A 14646-nucleotide genomic window follows, 5' to 3' on the forward strand; every position below is an offset into this window, starting at 1 on the left:
TGATTTAATACGCAATAATATTGATAAATTTACTGCAAATTCTCCAATTACTATAATATCTTGGAGCTGATGATAAACCTGATATAAAAGATGTTTTGAGTGAGTTGTTATTATTAAAAGAATTACTTGAACCTTCTAAAATGTAGTTTGCTAGATGGCCTTCATCACCAAAAAATTGTTTAGCTGCTTTACAAACCGCTGCTATTAATACAATACTACAAAAAATAGAAAATACAGAGCATATTTTTGCAGTTAACGGTCCACCCGGAACCGGTACACTACTTTACTATTTGACATAATAGCAAATATTTATGTCAAAAGAGCATTAAACCTTGCTAAATTAAAAACTCCCGATGAAGGATTTAGTGACGATCAACATTGCTTTAAAGTTTCAGGATTTGAATATAAAATAAAAGCTCTTGTCCCTTCTCTTAAAAATCATGAGATTGTTATAGCTTCTTCTAACAATAATGCAGTTGAAAACATTTCCAAAGAGTTACCTCTTTATGCAAAGATAGATAAAATTTATCATGAAGAGTTAAAATTTTTTGATTGGTTAGTAAACGATACGGATAGAAATACAAACTGGGGAATATTTACGGCAGTACTTGGAAGAAGTGCTAATCATCAAAGTTTTATGGAAAAATTTTGGAAACCTGAATTTCCTAAAGAACAGGAAGGCTACAAATATAAAACAATGTTTCAATATTTAAATTTACTAAAAGGTAAATCTGAAGCTCATAGCTTAAAGTATTTAATGCCTAAATATTGTAACTCTGTAACTCATATATAGATACTAAAGAAGAATGGCAAAAAGAATGGTTATATTTTAATAAATTATATCAAGACGTCTTAAACGTTAACGATACAATAGAAAAAGTTATTACTCTTAATAAACAAAAAAGTGATTTATTAAAAGATTATCCAAATAAAGATTTGTTAGCTATTTTAGATGAATATGTAGAAGAAATAAAAAATTTAGAATCAACATTAAAATATATTGATTCTAAAATCCAAGAATTTGATTACGAAATTGGTTCATTATCATTAGGGTTTTTAAAACAAAGAGATATAATAGTTTTATTCAAGATAACTTACGTTTAATTCGGTTAAAAAATGAACAATTAGAGTTAAAAGAAAAAAACAAAAGCGATATTAAAAAGCTTCAAGATAAATCCAAGCAATTAAAGCTCGATATAGAAAAGCTTACAAAAATAGAAGAATCCTTATTTGTTAGTATGGAGTTTTTAACCTCCAAAAATTTTGCTGTTACAATCTTTAACGATAATGATTTTGAGCAAAATTATTCTACCGATTATGACGCATTTCATAAAATTACACCTTATTGTAATCAAGAAGTAGAAAAATTACGGTCAAAATTATTTATTCAAGCAACTAAACTACACGAAATATTTATAAATGCTAATGCTCGTAATTTTTGGGATAGTTTAAGTTTATTTTCTGGAATAATGAATGGAAAATTTAGTAACATAGAACCGGATATGTGGAAAGCCGTGTGGCAAAACTTTTTTATGATTGTACCGGTTGTCTCAACAACTTTTTATTCATTTGATAATATGTTTAAACATTTTAGCCATAATGACCTAGCTTGGTTTATTATTGATGAAGCAGGACAAACTCCGCCGCAATATGCGGCAAGTGCTATTTATAAATCAAAAAATGTTATAGTAGTCGGTGACCCAATGCAAACGGCTCCTATATCAATTTTAGGTCAAGCATTAATAGATAAGCTTTGTCAAAAACTTAAAGTAGATTACTCAACATGGTCACCTTCCGAAGTCTCGGTACAACACCTAGCGGATCATAATTCTTTATATCAAACAAGATACGGTAATATTTCCGTGGGTTTTCCTTTATTGGTGCTAGAAGATGTCAAAGCCCAATGTTTGATATATGCAATAGAGTGCTTATGACAATAAAATGATTTTTGCTGCCCCTAAATCTGATTCTTATCTTAGAACAATTCTAAAAAAATCAAGATGGATTGATATTCAAGATGATCATACTAAAAAATCTCAATATGAATCAGAAGCCAAATTTAAAGAATTGTTTAAACTATTAAAATCAATTTTTGAACAAGATAATTGTATTCAATTATTAAATCAAATCTATATAATAACTATGTATAAAAATTATAGCTCTTATATAAAATTTAGTTTAGAACAAGAAGCCCGTAAACTTAAAATAGAAAATAAAGTTAGTAATTTTTGTAGTAATAATATTGGTACTATTCACGCTTTTCAGGGGAAAGAAGCAGATACGGTTATTATGGTACTAGGGGCTCAACATCCTGAAGATTGGGGAGTAAGAAATGTTATGACCGATAAACCGAATGTGCTAAACGTCGGTATTAGCAGAGCTAAAAATAACCTTTATATTATCGGTAATCTTGAGATTTGGCTGAAACATAAATATATGCCGGAAATCTATAATATGCTTGGTGATAAAGATTATACTTAGATAGCACTACAAGAATTGGTTAACTGTCTAGACTGGCGGGGTACGTTATGCGAACCCTTAACCAGTTTAGATTAGTCTTGATTCAGGCTTTCATTAAACCTTTTTATGCATTAGTACCAGCTCCAAATATTTAGTTTAAATACATTATATCCTACACTTATTAATCCGGCTAAAATAAGCTTCTCATCAATATTAGTACTATTTTGTAAGTTAAAAATTATCTTGCCTATTATTTGGTAAATATCTTCTTCCTCATACTGTTTCACCTTTATTATTAACATGATGAATAGCTTGAATAGTCATTCTAGGTATTAATAACTCACTTACCTTTTCTAAGCCGTTCCATACAGCTAAGGTTAATGCTGTATCGCTGCCATTGGTTATATGATTAATAGCTTGATCCGGCATTCTTGAAATTAGTTGTATCATACCTCGCCTAAGCATTTCCATGCAGCACAAGTTAAGGCTGTAGTTCCATAAGTTTTGGTAATAGTATTAATAGTCGGATCGCTCATTTGAGGGATTAGTTGCATGCATACTTTACTTAAGCCTTTACTTAGCAGCATAAGTTAAAGCCGTTTCGCCGTTATCGTCTATCTTGTTAAGCGTAGTCGCATTTAAATTTTGGACTAAACTCTTTGCTTCTTCTTCCTTACTTTCTTTTATTGCTAAAATTAGTTGATTATATTTTAGCTCTTCAAGCTTTAGGCTCTGCTGCTGTTCTTCATATTTCTTTTCTGCATTTATTTTATTTTCTTCAAATAATTTGTTTTCTGTACGTAAAGATTCTTTTGTAATTTTTATTGCTGCTTTATATTTTTCTATAGCTTCATTATACTTTTATTGACTGCATAAATTATTACCCTCTGCATTTAAGCTTTCTGCTTTTTTCTCGGTTATAGTTTTATTTCTTTGCAGATATCCGTTAATCGTGTCCAACGTTGCCTTATCTATGTTGTTGTTATCAAGATTAAGCCATATAAAGAGTTATTAGCTTTAAGTGCTTTAGCGATTTCCCTTGCTCCAGCATCGCCTATGTTGTTAGCAGAAAGATCAAGAGTTGTGCCACCCTTTCTTAAATTATCGGCTTCCTCCTTTAATCCACTTCTTTCTAGAAATTCTATTAATTCTTTCATATCCTTATTAAATTCTATAAATCTTAATATTTTGTTAAAAATGAGCTTATAGACAGAATCATAATAAGGAGTTTTAAGAATATAATAGAAATTTAATTAAAAGTATGAATAAATGAGTTAGGGTTGATTTAGGGAATTTATGAATATATTAAGGATTAAAGAAAATAATAGAGAGCTTTAATAAATAGAATTTAACTATTGTAAGAGGTAAAAAATGAAAGAACAAAAATTATTTATAAATGATATGAATTATATAAATCAACACTATACAATAAAAATTTTTGGTTTTATTCCTGACAGTAGTTTTCAAAAGAAAACAGAGCCATTTTGTATATTTAATAATGAATCTTTTGGATTATCATACGTACCTATCACCGAAACTCCACAATTCCGATTAACAAGAAATTTCTTTGTAAAACTAGATTTAGAACCCATAAATGTTAATATATTAAATGCCCTTTCTTTCATGCGATGCTCACAATCAATGGTATGCAACAAAAGATGGTGAAAATGTTAGTATTCATTATGCTACCTTACAAGAAATAAAAGGATTAAGAGATTTAGTAGAAAGTGATAAAGTTAAATGATCATCTTATGATAAAACAGAAACACTTGAGCTTATAGCTCAATATGAGCAAACCTATCCAGACTTAATTAAATTAATGGGCGACGAAGATGATATTATCTAATCTTAAATAGTTAAAGTTTTTAATAAAATTTAAAAAGGTAAGGTATGAAAAGACATTTTACATGTAAATCTAATTGGACTGGAGTAATTATAGCTTATACTCTCAAAAGGTAGTATGGTCTTAATAAGGAGGATATAGATGCATATAACATATTTAATAATGGAGTAGCTATATTATAACTCCTGGAAATACAGAAGGGGTACAAGGTTGGTGTTGGGGTTTGTTTCACAAATATGATAGTAGTTTACCTTATGTTTCTTGGCGTACTAATGAAGATATAAATGATATAAGAAGGACAGTTTCGCAAGGAGTAAATAATATATTTAATGAAGTAATAGATGGTTTTCGCAACATAAGTGATATAAAATTTGCTACCTTAGAAGAAGTGACAAAATTAAAAGATTTAGTAGCAAATGATAAAGTAAAATTAGGATGTACCATGTGTAATAATGGCAGCACAGACTGTAGTAATAAAGAAGAAACGTTGGAATTTTTAAACCTTTAGATTTCCGACCCAACCCTTGAGCTTTATTTAAATCCTCACTCAATTCCGGTAATAGGTAAAATTTTTATACACAAAAACTGAAAAATTTTGGTATAAACAATTAATTCTCTTAAAAAAAATTTTTGCAAAAAGTTTCCCAAATTCCTTATTTTATGAGAAATAGCCCCTCGTTTATGTAGCGTACATATTTTTAGAAAAAAATGGCTAAAATTGGTGAAATTTGCAGAAAATAACGTATAAGTAACAGAAAATATTAGAGAAAAGTCTAGCGTAAACTAACATATGAATAGCATAGAACATAATTAGTAGGTTTGTATTAATAGCTAAAATATTTGTTAAATAAAGGAAATAAGGCGATAATTTGTATTTGCGAACCTAAATTTGAAAGGCGGGAACCTTGATTACTCCTTGGCTTTCCCGTTCAATAAACTACAAGAATTGGCTTACTGTCCAGATTGGCGGAGAGAGAGGGATTCGAACCCTCGATACGGTATGACCCGTATAACGGTTTAGCAAACCGCCGCCTTCGGCCACTCGGCCATCTCTCCGGTCATGGCTTAACTTTATAGCATCTAAATTATAAAATTTCTAGAATTATTTTAGAATTTTTATTATTGATTTAAATATTATTCATAATCATGGCTAGGTAGTTTTGAAGAAACTTCACCTATAGGAAGCATATCATTATAACACCAAAAAATAGGTAATCCTTTCCAAGGTTCTAAATAATCAATAAAATATTTATAACTTCAGGCTTTGTCGTATTTTTACAAATATTAAAAAGTTGGGTGGTTATATGACAAATAGAATCCGTGTTATCTTCAAATTTATCTGTCACATATTTTAAAATTTCAATTCGTTTTTCTAAATCGAGAGAGATAGAATTTAAGATTAGTAATTTTACTATTTTAAGCTTTGTTGCATTATTGCAAATATTAAAAAGCCGAGTTATATGACAAGAATCAGTATCGCCTTTATATTTATCCATCACATAGGTTATGGTTTTAGTTTGCTTTTCTAAATCAAGAGAGATGGAGTCTGAAAGCAATGATTTTACAAAATCCTCATTATCGCTACAAATGCTAAATAGTATTTCTGAATGTTCTTCGCTAAGATTATCAAATAATTTCTGATATTTAACTAAAAATCTATTCCAAGTTATTGCTTCAATATTGACAAAACTTTTATAGTCTTTTGGTTGGCATTTTGGATTATATTTTTGTAATGGTACTATAAAGTTGATTTTATCTAAATTCTGATGAAAATTTTGTAGATCTTCAAAGTGTGTAGCCATAAAAATAATTGTACACTGAGTAATAAAAGAATCTATAAAATAAAATTGATAATCTTTGATAGTTCTGCTACTAGCTCACTATCTAGTTTTCTAATATCATTTACTATATCACCTATATATTTTAACTCTTCATTCGTGTGTTCTTCATATTTAAATCCTCAAATGTAATAATTTTACCTTTAGCTATTTTATCTGTTATTGTATAGTTTTTAATTATAGGTTCTTCATAATTAGCAATAATATAAATTTCCGGATTATATATATCTTTGAAGTTATTTTGCAGCATATTTTTTACTGCTTTTACCGTATTTTAATTTAGATAATCAAGCTCTAATATATAAATATTGGTAAGTAGTAAACTTGTATGATCTATTTTATTAAAAGGAGCAACATACCATGGATATTCACCTCCTTTAATGCATCTTTCAAAGCAATTTTTCTATAACATTCTTCTCTTAAAAATGTATTATTACCGTCTAATAAAGCTAAATTTTTCAGCTCTGTTATTCTGTCATTTAAATAGCTTCGCCAATCACTAGTTAATAATTTTAGCAATTGCTTAAAAAAACTAAAACTAATTTTCATATAATAATATTAAGTTAATTTAAAAACTTTATAAGTCAGAAGTTATTAGAGACAGTTATTTGCTAACGTTATCTAAAAAATTCTGTAGTTCTTCTAAATTACTTATATTACTTAACTTATATGGATAATTAATTTTTCGGAGCATATTTGTGAGTACGCTTCCGGCACCTATTTCTACTATATGAGTTATATCTAAAATATTAAAGAGTTCTAAAGTTTCACGCCATCTAACTCGCCCGCATATCTGAAGAATTAAATTTTGTTTGATTTCTGTAGGATCTAGAGTAGGTTTTGCGGTATAATTTTGGATTACCGGTATCAGAGGCTTATTAATTACAGCTTTATCAAGAGCTACTCGCATTTTTTCTTCTGCCAACTTCATTAAGCTACAATGAAATGGAGCACTGACTTTCAGCTTTATCGCTTTATAACCTAAATCTTTAATTATACTAATAGCATGATCTATAGCTGTAGTCTTGCCGCTAATAACTATTTGTCCTTCGATGTTATCGTTGGCAATTTGGCATAAATTTATTTTGTTTGTATCTTCTAATATTTCTGCAAGTGTTTGAAGCGGAATATTGATACAAGCTGCCATGCTTCCCTCACCTTCAGGACATGCTTCCTGCATAGATGTACTACGTATATGAAGTAGTTTTGCTGCTGTCTCAATACTAATACTTTCGGTGCTACATAAAGCACTATATTCGCCTAGAGAATGACCGGCAGCATAATCGCAAAGACTATCCAAACTTTTATCGGTTTCAGCTTTGATAATATTTATTATTGCCATAGATACCGCCATTAATGCCGGTTGTGTGTTAGTGGTTAAGGTAAGTTCTTCAGAAGGTCCATTAAAAATTATATCAGTGAGTTTCCGGTTTAGTACTTCATCAACGATTTGAAAGGTTTCTTTGGCGGGTTTAAAATTATCGTAAAAATCCTTTCCCATGCCGGTCAATTGCGACCCCTGACCGGGGAAGATAAAAGCTGTTTTCATATTTTGTAGTATCGATTGAGTTTATTAATAGATTTTATTAAAATTTTCTAAAATAGTCAAATTATTTTAAGTATTTTAAAACTGTTTTTCAATTGTTACGCTACATATAATTTTTACAAAAGTATTAATTTTTCTTAGCTTTATAACTTGATTACTTTCAACTAGTACTTACTATAAATTAAACTAAGAAAATATAAACAAGGAAATTAGTTATGAAGTTAAAAGAATATTTTAAAAAGTTAGAAAGTAAAGCTTTTGGTCCATGGCTTGCTGCATTTAAAAAATTATTTACAGAAAAGGAATTAGAAGAGGAAATACTGAATATAAAACTAAAGGAGTCTGAAAAGCAAGAGGTTAATAAAAAAGATTTAGTTATTTTATCTAATAATGTTATTGAAATTGAACAAAAAGATACATATAGAGCATGAAATTTCAAGAGTTAACCAATATAAAGAAAATATAGGTTTGGTATTTACTCTAATTACCAATATTCAATTAGAAAAATTTGCAGAATTTATCTCTAATTTACCGAAAAAACATAGTGAATTTAAGGATTACTTTCATAGTGAAGAACAAAAGGACGGGTTTTTTAAAGAAGATGCTTATAAAAAAGTTGTTAATAAAAGTAAATTAGTTGAAAAATTCCAAAACTCATATAAATATAATTATGAAAAAATAGAACAAAATGTTCATGAATTACAAGCTTATTTAGGTTCATATGAATATAATTGTGGTATTCCTAAATCTGATTTATTAGGGCATGATTATTATCATAATCATAATGCATAAATTATTATGCTATCTATTTTAGAAGTAGCGGTTTCAATAAAAATCTTATTAATTTTCTTATGACAATATCTAAATATAAATGATTTAAATTTAAGATATAGGAGTTAAATTGAAATAAAAAATATTTAAGTTGAAATTTAAATAAATGTTACTACTATTATGTAGTATCAACTAAATTCTGTGAAATTAATAATGTTTGATCAGTTAAATATCTTATATCCTCTGTTAATAAGTATTGTTCTTGTTGTAGTCGTTATTTCTAAAATAACAAGGTATAAAAAAACCTTAAGAGAAAAAAGTTTAAGTATTATTCAATTTTATCTAGATATAATCATTTGAATAAAAACCTTAAAAGTCCTAGAACTGAGAATTATGCTAATTCTTTTTTAGAAAATATCAAATCTTATTTTAAATTAGATGATATAAGAGTAATTTCGCAGGAAGAGCTAGAAAGTGATCAAGAGTTAAGTAGTTTATTTAAAGACAAGTTAGCAGAAGTTGCTACATCTTTTTTAGATGAAACAAAAAAAGATATAACAATGCTGCATGCTAATAAGGAGTCTCAGGATCCAGAAGAACATAGATTATATATATTTACCGCCTGACCAAATAAAGAAGCAAAACGCCAAAAAACTTATTTGTGTAAAATCCCCTTATAAATTTACTAAGGAGGAAATTGAAACACTGGATATTTATATACATTTAGTGCAGTTATTTAATACTAGTTCGGAGTAAGCGGCTTTGTTGCATGGAACAAAAAAACTACTCGATATCATTCCCGCGAGGCATTGTTGCGTGGATTGGAAAACGCATTCGGTGTCATACCGTGGCTTGACCACGGTATCCAAAAAACAATCTAAAGTGTTAATAATTTTAGTATTTTAAACAGGATCCCGTGATCAAGTAGCGGGATTACAGCGTTAAAATTGATCCATGCAGCCGTCCTCTGACAATAGCTAATTGACTTTTTTAAAAAATTTATTAAAATCTTCCGTAAGAATAGAGGTAACGTTATTCCGGGGTGTAGAAGTCCTTTATCACAGATGGTTAGCATTATCCATTTAAAAATGCTCCTCAACTTTATGCTCCTCAACTTTGTCATGGTTGGGATGATTTTAGCTATGTTCAGGGTTTAAAGTACAAACTTTAATTTAAACCTAAAAGCTATTATAACTGTTCTGTGACGGTTCTTCTAACGCCCCAACCACCCGAGGTTAAAATCTTCGGTGGTTGAAACTTGAACAATTTAAGTTTAATCAATCGGGAGTAACCGCATGTTCAACAAAAATAATAAATTATTATCTAAAATATTACCGATTTCTAAGAAAAATAAAGATTTAGAAAAACTGAGCTCTAAGTTTAAACAAAGGCTAGAAGAACAGGTAATGGTAGATGAGATAAAGAGAATAGAGCAGCGTTCATTATATTTAGAAAGTATAAAATAATTCTAGGTTTTGTGCAGGAAAATTAATAAGTTTTTTTGAAATAGGATTAACTATTCTTTCAAAAATCTTATTAATTTTTGCTAAAAATTTATTTTTCTTCTCCTTTTTTAACAATTTTAGATAAATGGGTTATTTGTTAAGCTACTCTTATTCTATGACTTCTCCGAGCTTATCTACTGTATTTTCAAATTCAGCGCTATAATCTGCAGGGATATAATTTTTATTATCTTGAATATTCTTATCAATGCCATGAGGTTGAAGCAGTATTTGTATTATTAACTTTTTCATAAACATGATGCAGAGGGGTTTTACCGTTAATATCTTGCTTGTTTACGTCACATTTTCTATGTAAATATATTCTTATATCAGAAATATTACCTTCTGCAGTAGCTGCATGTAAAGGCGGTAATTGCTTAAATCTTTCTATTTTAATTCTTGCTTTATTTTCAAAAGAATTTTCTAAAATCTTCAACATAAGACGCTATTTTAAATTATAAGTGCGTCTTAATAGCATATTATATTTAATTAAGCAATTATTACTTGAAAGTTTTCTTGGTTATTTCATACCAACAATTTTCAGGAATAGCAGCTTTATTACTAAAACCGCATATAATTAGCTGGTCTTTAGCTCTTGTCATTGCAACATAGAGTAGTCTTATATATTCTTGCAAATCTTTTAATTTTTCAGCTTCTTTCAGCTCTTGTAAAAACCTAGGAGTGTCAGCAGCATTAGCAGAAAAAAACATTTCACCTTTATCGTCCCAAATAAATTTATTGCTACTCACCGGCAAAGTAGTAGAATCGCATAATATAACGATAGGAGCTTCAAGTCCTTTAGAGCCGTGTACGGTCATTACTCTTATTTTGTCTGAATGCTCCATATCATGTTTGATATAGATATCGTTATTCTCAAACCAAGCAACAAATCCTTGCAAAGAATTATCTATATCATTCACATAGTTTTTGCTTAATGTTAATAGCTCATTTATTATATTATTGCTATCATCACCGTTATAAGCATTAAGATTCTCTCGTAAATTTAAATTATTCACCGCTAAATCAAAGAAATTCTCAACAGTAGATATTTTATAAATTTCAATTAGGGAATTTAACTTAGCATATATTTCTTCATAAGCAGATAGATTATCCCATAAACTATTATCGTTTTTATTTACAAGAAGTTCGTATAATTGTTGCTCGTTCATGCCGATAATCGGCGATTTTAGTAAACCGGCAAGGTTTAAATCATCGTCAGGTAATAAAACAAATTTAGCCACGGACATTAAATCCATTATAGTTAGGTTTTCTTTAAGATTAATTCTATCGCTTATTTCAACTTTAAGCTTAGCTTTGCTAAGTTCTTTAATCAGATTATTACTAAACTCATCTCTCTTTCTTACTAATATCATAAAATCTTGTTCAGATATTCTGTTTGCGGTAGACGGTAAAATTTCTTCGCTTTCTATTTGTTCTTTTATAAAATTTACGATTTTTTCTATGAGTAAATCGGCAGCAGATTTAGAATTTTCATAATCTTCGGGTAATGCCCAAAAAAGCTCTTCTTGTTTTTCACTTGTTACTAAGGGCCAAACCGTTACGATGCCTTGATGTGTACGGAATGAGGATATTAAAGGATTATCCGAAAGGAATAAATTAGGGTAATTGGATTTTATATTTTTTAAAACATTATGAGTAAACTGTAAAATTTCTGCACATGATCTATATGAATATTCAAGGGTAATATTTTTGAATTTCTTATTAGCATTTGTGAGATTGGCTTTTAATGTTTCATTTACTAAGCTGAAATTATGAAGATCAGCTCCTTGAAAGCTAAAGATCGATTGCTTATCATCGCCTACTATGAAAATTGTCATACCGCGAGCTTGTAGCGGGATCCAGTCTTTTTTTATTTTTTCCTGGATACCGTGGTCAAGCCACGGTATGACATTTTGTGGTTTATCTGCTGCATTAAATTCTATTATTAAAGTAGTAATAATATTCCATTGCAGGGGGCTTGTATCTTGTGCTTCATCGACAAGAATATGATTTATCTCGCTTTCAAGCTTATGCAGCAACCACTCATGAGTAGTTTTATTATTTAGTAATTTCTCGGTGTAGTAAATTAAATCGTCGTAATCGAGTAAATTATTTTCTTCCTTATATGAATCGTATTTTTTTAAAATAATATGAGCAAGTTTAGTAAGTAAGTTCGTATGATATTCTAGCTCTTCTATGCGACGCAGCTCATCTAATCGGTAAATTTCAGAGGTAATTTTTTCTAGCTCTAGTAATAATTTAGGATATTTCCTTATTAATTCTTTCGATAAAAGGCTTTTTCGTTTTTTCCCGTCTTTGGTAAAAAAAATTTCTTTCGGTTCTATCTCCAAATCATATTCTGCAAATAAGTTTTTTACCTTATCGTAAATATTATTTAATTTCCCTAACGCTAATCTTTTATTATAAATCTCTTTTGGAATTTGAGTATTTATAAATAACTTTTTGAATTTAATTTTCTGCTCAATTATTTCAGTAAAAATATCTTGTAGTGTTATTTCATGGAAGCGGTTAAGTAAAATTTTAATTAAGTCATTATACTCGTCGCTTAAGTAAATTTCATTTCTGATATTTAGGAAGATATCTTGTAATTTAGTTTCTTCAAGAACCTTAAACTCCGGTGTTATGTCTGCTTCTACAGGAAAAGTTTTAAGAATTTTTTGACAAAAAGCATGAATTGTATAGATATTTAAAGGCTCATTACTATTTAGTATTTTATCATATAAAGTTTTTGCGTTTTCTGTTTCTTGCGGTGACGGCTTATTGCCGCTCATTAAGAAAAGTTCTTCTTCTAGTTTCTCGGCGTTGCAAAGAGAAAGATATTTAAGTCTGCTATTAATCCTTGCTTGCATCTCTATAGCTGCAGTATTAGTAAAAGTAAGGCATAAAATATTTGAAGGTTCTACGCCCGTTATTAACAGACGTAAAAATCGATCGGTTAGGATTTTGGTTTTACCGGTACCAGCAGATGCTGATACCCAAACGGAGTAATTAGGATCAGATGCTTGTTGTTGTAGATCGCTCATTTATGTATCGATTTTCTACTGTCACCCCGTGGCTTGACCACGGGGTCCAGTCTTTTTAATTATTTTGCTGGATCCCGCGATCAAGTCGCGGGATGACATCCACAGCCATATAACGACGCCGATAAATCACATATATTACGATTAAGGAAATAGCAAGTCCAAACCAAGTTAGGGCGTATTCTAAATGGTCATTTCTGATTGCTGCTAAATGATTTATTGAAAGCAGTAATAAAATATCTAGATTGCTAATATCTTTTCCTTCCGCAATAATATAAAAATTCTCAAGATCTAAGCCTAACACTTTAGATGCTTCTTTTAAATCTAGCGTTAGCCACACATTATTTTTTATATCGTTAGCAGGTAAGTAGCTACGAGTTTTTTCTGATGGCATGGTAACACCGATAATCTCGTGCTGCTGGTCGTTTGTAGCTTGCGTGATAATATTTTTATTGCGATTACTGAACCAACCTCGTACTACTAAAATAACTTTATCTTCTATGGTTTTAAAAGGAGTAACTAAATAATATCCATCTTTTTCACTCGACCTTGACCTTCTACCATATAAATATATGTCTTTATTAGGCAAAAATTGACCGGTAATTTTTACTTTGTGATAAGGTAAACCGTCTTGAATTTCTGCTAAATTAATTGCAGGTGAGGTTAGGTTAGCTTGCATTGAAGCTAAAAATAATTTCTTTTCTTTTAAACGACTAAGCTGCCAAAAGCCTAAAGAGATAAGTATTGTAAAGGTTATAAGTACAAGAAAATTTGTTTTCATAGATAAGTTTTAAGGGGATTGTTAAAAAAGCCTGTGGTGTCATGCCGTGGCTTGATCACGGCATCCATAAAAATAAAAAAACTGGATCCCGTGGTCAAGCCACGGCATGACACCAGTATCATAATTAAGTCGGTATTAAAATCTTATTTATGAACTCTTTATGTTTTTGCAGCTCTTCTTTTGTAGGTTTAATAACAATAGTAGCTTGCTCTGTTTTGTTATTTACTTGATTAGTTGCTAAATTATTTATTCCGGCAGATTTATCAACCATTTTAAAAGCGGATTGTCTACCGCCCATTAGCTCTACATATACTTCTGCAAGTAATGCTGCATCTTTCAAAGCTCCGTGAAGCTGCCTACTTGAATTATCAACTTTAAATCTTTTACATAATGCATCAAGATTATATTTTGAGCCTGGAAACATACTTCTAGCCATTACTAAAGTATCAATAGTATTTGCTAGTTCCAAGAGTTTAATGTCGGCTCTCTTTAATAATGATAATTCGTGATTTAGAAATTTAATATCGAAAGGAGCATTATGAATAATAAGTTTGCTATCTGCAATAAACTCTAAAAAATCATCGGCTATTGTATGAAATAGAGGCTTATCCTTTAAAAACTCACCGGATATACCATGAATTCTATAAGCTTCAAACGGCATATCTCGCTCAGGATTAATATAAAAATGAAAATTCCTTCCTGTTAATACCTTATTTACCATCTCAATAGCACCGATCTCAACGATTCGATGACCTTGTCGTGGGTCAAGCCCCGTAGTTTCGGCATCTAAAATTATTTCTCTTAAACTCGACATTCCAAATCCTTTATTAGTCTTTAAAATCGTCATTGCGAGCGGGTGTTGTT

Annotated in this window: 22 protein-coding genes and 1 tRNA gene; 10 read left to right on the forward strand and 13 right to left on the reverse strand. The window is 29.8% G+C overall.

Going from position 1 to position 14646, the window contains the following annotated elements:
- Positions 1-637: 637 nt before the first annotated feature.
- From D6968_RS05125 to D6968_RS02310, 4 genes are all read left to right on the forward strand, one after another.
- Entirely contained in the window at positions 638-793 is a 156-nt protein-coding gene (locus tag D6968_RS05125; protein WP_177717203.1) for a hypothetical protein, read from the forward strand.
- Between the two features lie 143 nt (positions 794-936).
- The gene (locus D6968_RS05130; protein ID WP_177717207.1) at positions 937-1104 is read left to right on the forward strand and encodes a hypothetical protein; all 168 of its coding nucleotides are present in this window, start codon (positions 937-939) and stop codon (positions 1102-1104) included.
- Positions 1105-1238: 134 nt separating this feature from the next.
- A complete protein-coding gene (locus D6968_RS02305; RefSeq protein ID WP_342767342.1) occupies positions 1239-1934 on the forward strand; it encodes a hypothetical protein in 696 nt (231 codons plus the stop codon).
- A 7-nt stretch (positions 1935-1941) separates the two neighbouring features.
- A complete protein-coding gene (locus D6968_RS02310; protein WP_121543147.1) occupies positions 1942-2481 on the forward strand; it encodes an AAA domain-containing protein in 540 nt (179 codons plus the stop codon).
- Between the two features lie 110 nt (positions 2482-2591).
- Here D6968_RS02310 and D6968_RS05135 read toward each other — a convergent pair whose 3' ends face one another.
- The 4 genes from D6968_RS05135 to D6968_RS02320 all read right to left on the reverse strand — a co-directional run bounded on the left by D6968_RS05135 (position 2592) and on the right by D6968_RS02320 (position 3617).
- On the reverse strand, positions 2592-2762 hold the full coding sequence (locus D6968_RS05135) for a hypothetical protein (protein ID WP_177717210.1): 171 nt from the start codon (positions 2760-2762) through the stop codon (positions 2592-2594).
- Positions 2734-2910: a hypothetical protein gene (locus tag D6968_RS05140; RefSeq protein WP_177717213.1), complete on the reverse strand. Its 177-nt coding sequence runs from the start codon at positions 2908-2910 to the stop codon at positions 2734-2736. The genes D6968_RS05135 and D6968_RS05140 overlap by 29 nt, the downstream gene beginning before the upstream one ends.
- Complete coding sequence (locus D6968_RS05780) at positions 2907-3047, reverse strand: hypothetical protein (RefSeq protein WP_245969129.1); 141 nt, start codon at positions 3045-3047, stop codon at positions 2907-2909. Before D6968_RS05780 ends, D6968_RS05140 begins: the two co-directional genes overlap by 4 nt.
- Before the next feature lie 384 nt (positions 3048-3431).
- The gene (locus tag D6968_RS02320; protein ID WP_121543149.1) at positions 3432-3617 is read right to left on the reverse strand and encodes a leucine-rich repeat domain-containing protein; all 186 of its coding nucleotides are present in this window, start codon (positions 3615-3617) and stop codon (positions 3432-3434) included.
- Positions 3618-4069: 452 nt separating this feature from the next.
- Between D6968_RS02320 and D6968_RS06255 the strand changes: the two genes are divergently transcribed.
- Positions 4070-4204, forward strand: a complete 135-nt coding sequence (locus D6968_RS06255; protein WP_281269440.1) for a hypothetical protein — start codon at positions 4070-4072, stop codon at positions 4202-4204.
- 322 nt (positions 4205-4526) lie between these two features.
- The gene (locus D6968_RS02330; protein WP_245969131.1) at positions 4527-4811 is read left to right on the forward strand and encodes a hypothetical protein; all 285 of its coding nucleotides are present in this window, start codon (positions 4527-4529) and stop codon (positions 4809-4811) included.
- A 456-nt stretch (positions 4812-5267) separates the two neighbouring features.
- On the opposite strand, the gene D6968_RS02335 is transcribed toward D6968_RS02330, so the two are convergent.
- From D6968_RS02335 to fabD, 5 genes are all read right to left on the reverse strand, one after another.
- Positions 5268-5359: transfer RNA gene (locus tag D6968_RS02335), tRNA-Ser, on the reverse strand.
- A gap of 173 nt (positions 5360-5532) precedes the next feature.
- On the reverse strand, positions 5533-6105 hold the full coding sequence (locus tag D6968_RS05785) for a hypothetical protein (RefSeq protein ID WP_245969133.1): 573 nt from the start codon (positions 6103-6105) through the stop codon (positions 5533-5535).
- A 121-nt stretch (positions 6106-6226) separates the two neighbouring features.
- A complete protein-coding gene (locus D6968_RS05150; protein WP_177717216.1) occupies positions 6227-6391 on the reverse strand; it encodes a hypothetical protein in 165 nt (54 codons plus the stop codon).
- Between the two features lie 83 nt (positions 6392-6474).
- The gene (locus D6968_RS02350) at positions 6475-6660 is read right to left on the reverse strand and encodes a hypothetical protein (RefSeq protein WP_245969135.1); all 186 of its coding nucleotides are present in this window, start codon (positions 6658-6660) and stop codon (positions 6475-6477) included.
- A gap of 85 nt (positions 6661-6745) precedes the next feature.
- Positions 6746-7690, reverse strand: coding sequence for an ACP S-malonyltransferase (fabD, locus tag D6968_RS02355; protein WP_121543151.1), 945 nt, complete (start codon positions 7688-7690; stop codon positions 6746-6748).
- Positions 7691-7902: 212 nt separating this feature from the next.
- Between fabD and D6968_RS05790 the strand changes: the two genes are divergently transcribed.
- The 4 genes from D6968_RS05790 (at position 7903) to D6968_RS05155 (ending at position 9924) form a co-directional block, all read left to right on the forward strand.
- Positions 7903-8118 (forward strand): hypothetical protein, encoded by a 216-nt coding sequence (locus D6968_RS05790; protein WP_245969137.1) that lies wholly within the window; start codon positions 7903-7905, stop codon positions 8116-8118.
- Entirely contained in the window at positions 8090-8479 is a 390-nt protein-coding gene (locus tag D6968_RS02360) for a hypothetical protein (protein WP_245969139.1), read from the forward strand. The genes D6968_RS05790 and D6968_RS02360 overlap by 29 nt, the downstream gene beginning before the upstream one ends.
- Positions 8480-8814: 335 nt before the next feature.
- Positions 8815-9084, forward strand: coding sequence for a hypothetical protein (locus D6968_RS02365; RefSeq protein WP_121543153.1), 270 nt, complete (start codon positions 8815-8817; stop codon positions 9082-9084).
- A gap of 669 nt (positions 9085-9753) precedes the next feature.
- The gene (locus tag D6968_RS05155) at positions 9754-9924 is read left to right on the forward strand and encodes a hypothetical protein (protein WP_177717221.1); all 171 of its coding nucleotides are present in this window, start codon (positions 9754-9756) and stop codon (positions 9922-9924) included.
- A 241-nt stretch (positions 9925-10165) separates the two neighbouring features.
- On the opposite strand, the gene D6968_RS02375 is transcribed toward D6968_RS05155, so the two are convergent.
- From D6968_RS02375 to dnaQ, 4 genes are all read right to left on the reverse strand, one after another.
- Positions 10166-10399 carry an ankyrin repeat domain-containing protein gene (locus tag D6968_RS02375; protein WP_121543157.1) on the reverse strand — a complete coding sequence of 78 codons (234 nt, stop codon included), beginning with the start codon at positions 10397-10399 and terminating at the stop codon, positions 10166-10168.
- A gap of 61 nt (positions 10400-10460) precedes the next feature.
- On the reverse strand, positions 10461-13004 hold the full coding sequence (locus D6968_RS02380) for a UvrD-helicase domain-containing protein (protein WP_121543159.1): 2544 nt from the start codon (positions 13002-13004) through the stop codon (positions 10461-10463).
- A gap of 55 nt (positions 13005-13059) precedes the next feature.
- Positions 13060-13782, reverse strand: coding sequence for an SURF1 family protein (locus tag D6968_RS02385; RefSeq protein ID WP_121543161.1), 723 nt, complete (start codon positions 13780-13782; stop codon positions 13060-13062).
- Positions 13783-13906: 124 nt separating this feature from the next.
- On the reverse strand, positions 13907-14596 hold the full coding sequence (gene dnaQ / locus D6968_RS02395) for a DNA polymerase III subunit epsilon (RefSeq protein ID WP_121543394.1): 690 nt from the start codon (positions 14594-14596) through the stop codon (positions 13907-13909).
- Positions 14597-14646 lie beyond the last annotated feature (50 nt).

Origin of the sequence: Candidatus Rickettsia colombianensi, assembly GCF_003664375.1 — a bacterium.
Taxonomy (GTDB): Bacteria; Pseudomonadota; Alphaproteobacteria; order Rickettsiales; family Rickettsiaceae; genus Rickettsia; species Rickettsia tamurae.

Excerpts from the sequence above, each read along its gene's own strand:
- D6968_RS05125 (WP_177717203.1), top strand. The coding sequence starts at position 638 with ATGGAAAAATTTTGGAAACCTGAATTTCCTAAAGAACAGGAAGGCTAC.
- D6968_RS02305 (WP_342767342.1), top strand. The coding sequence starts at position 1,239 with ATGGAGTTTTTAACCTCCAAAAATTTTGCTGTTACAATCTTTAACGAT.
- D6968_RS02310 (WP_121543147.1), top strand. The coding sequence starts at position 1,942 with ATGATTTTTGCTGCCCCTAAATCTGATTCTTATCTTAGAACAATTCTA.
- D6968_RS05135 (WP_177717210.1), bottom strand. The coding sequence starts at position 2,762 with ATGTTAATAATAAAGGTGAAACAGTATGAGGAAGAAGATATTTACCAA.
- D6968_RS05140 (WP_177717213.1), bottom strand. The coding sequence starts at position 2,910 with ATGATACAACTAATTTCAAGAATGCCGGATCAAGCTATTAATCATATA.
- D6968_RS05780 (WP_245969129.1), bottom strand. The coding sequence starts at position 3,047 with ATGCTGCTAAGTAAAGGCTTAAGTAAAGTATGCATGCAACTAATCCCT.
- D6968_RS02320 (WP_121543149.1), bottom strand. The coding sequence starts at position 3,617 with ATGAAAGAATTAATAGAATTTCTAGAAAGAAGTGGATTAAAGGAGGAA.
- D6968_RS06255 (WP_281269440.1), top strand. The coding sequence starts at position 4,070 with ATGCCCTTTCTTTCATGCGATGCTCACAATCAATGGTATGCAACAAAA.
- D6968_RS05785 (WP_245969133.1), bottom strand. The coding sequence starts at position 6,105 with ATGGCTACACACTTTGAAGATCTACAAAATTTTCATCAGAATTTAGAT.
- D6968_RS05150 (WP_177717216.1), bottom strand. The coding sequence starts at position 6,391 with ATGCTGCAAAATAACTTCAAAGATATATATAATCCGGAAATTTATATT.
- fabD (WP_121543151.1), bottom strand. The coding sequence starts at position 7,690 with ATGAAAACAGCTTTTATCTTCCCCGGTCAGGGGTCGCAATTGACCGGC.
- D6968_RS05790 (WP_245969137.1), top strand. The coding sequence starts at position 7,903 with ATGAAGTTAAAAGAATATTTTAAAAAGTTAGAAAGTAAAGCTTTTGGT.
- D6968_RS05155 (WP_177717221.1), top strand. The coding sequence starts at position 9,754 with ATGTTCAACAAAAATAATAAATTATTATCTAAAATATTACCGATTTCT.
- D6968_RS02375 (WP_121543157.1), bottom strand. The coding sequence starts at position 10,399 with ATGTTGAAGATTTTAGAAAATTCTTTTGAAAATAAAGCAAGAATTAAA.
- D6968_RS02380 (WP_121543159.1), bottom strand. The coding sequence starts at position 13,004 with ATGAGCGATCTACAACAACAAGCATCTGATCCTAATTACTCCGTTTGG.
- D6968_RS02385 (WP_121543161.1), bottom strand. The coding sequence starts at position 13,782 with ATGAAAACAAATTTTCTTGTACTTATAACCTTTACAATACTTATCTCT.
- dnaQ (WP_121543394.1), bottom strand. The coding sequence starts at position 14,596 with ATGTCGAGTTTAAGAGAAATAATTTTAGATGCCGAAACTACGGGGCTT.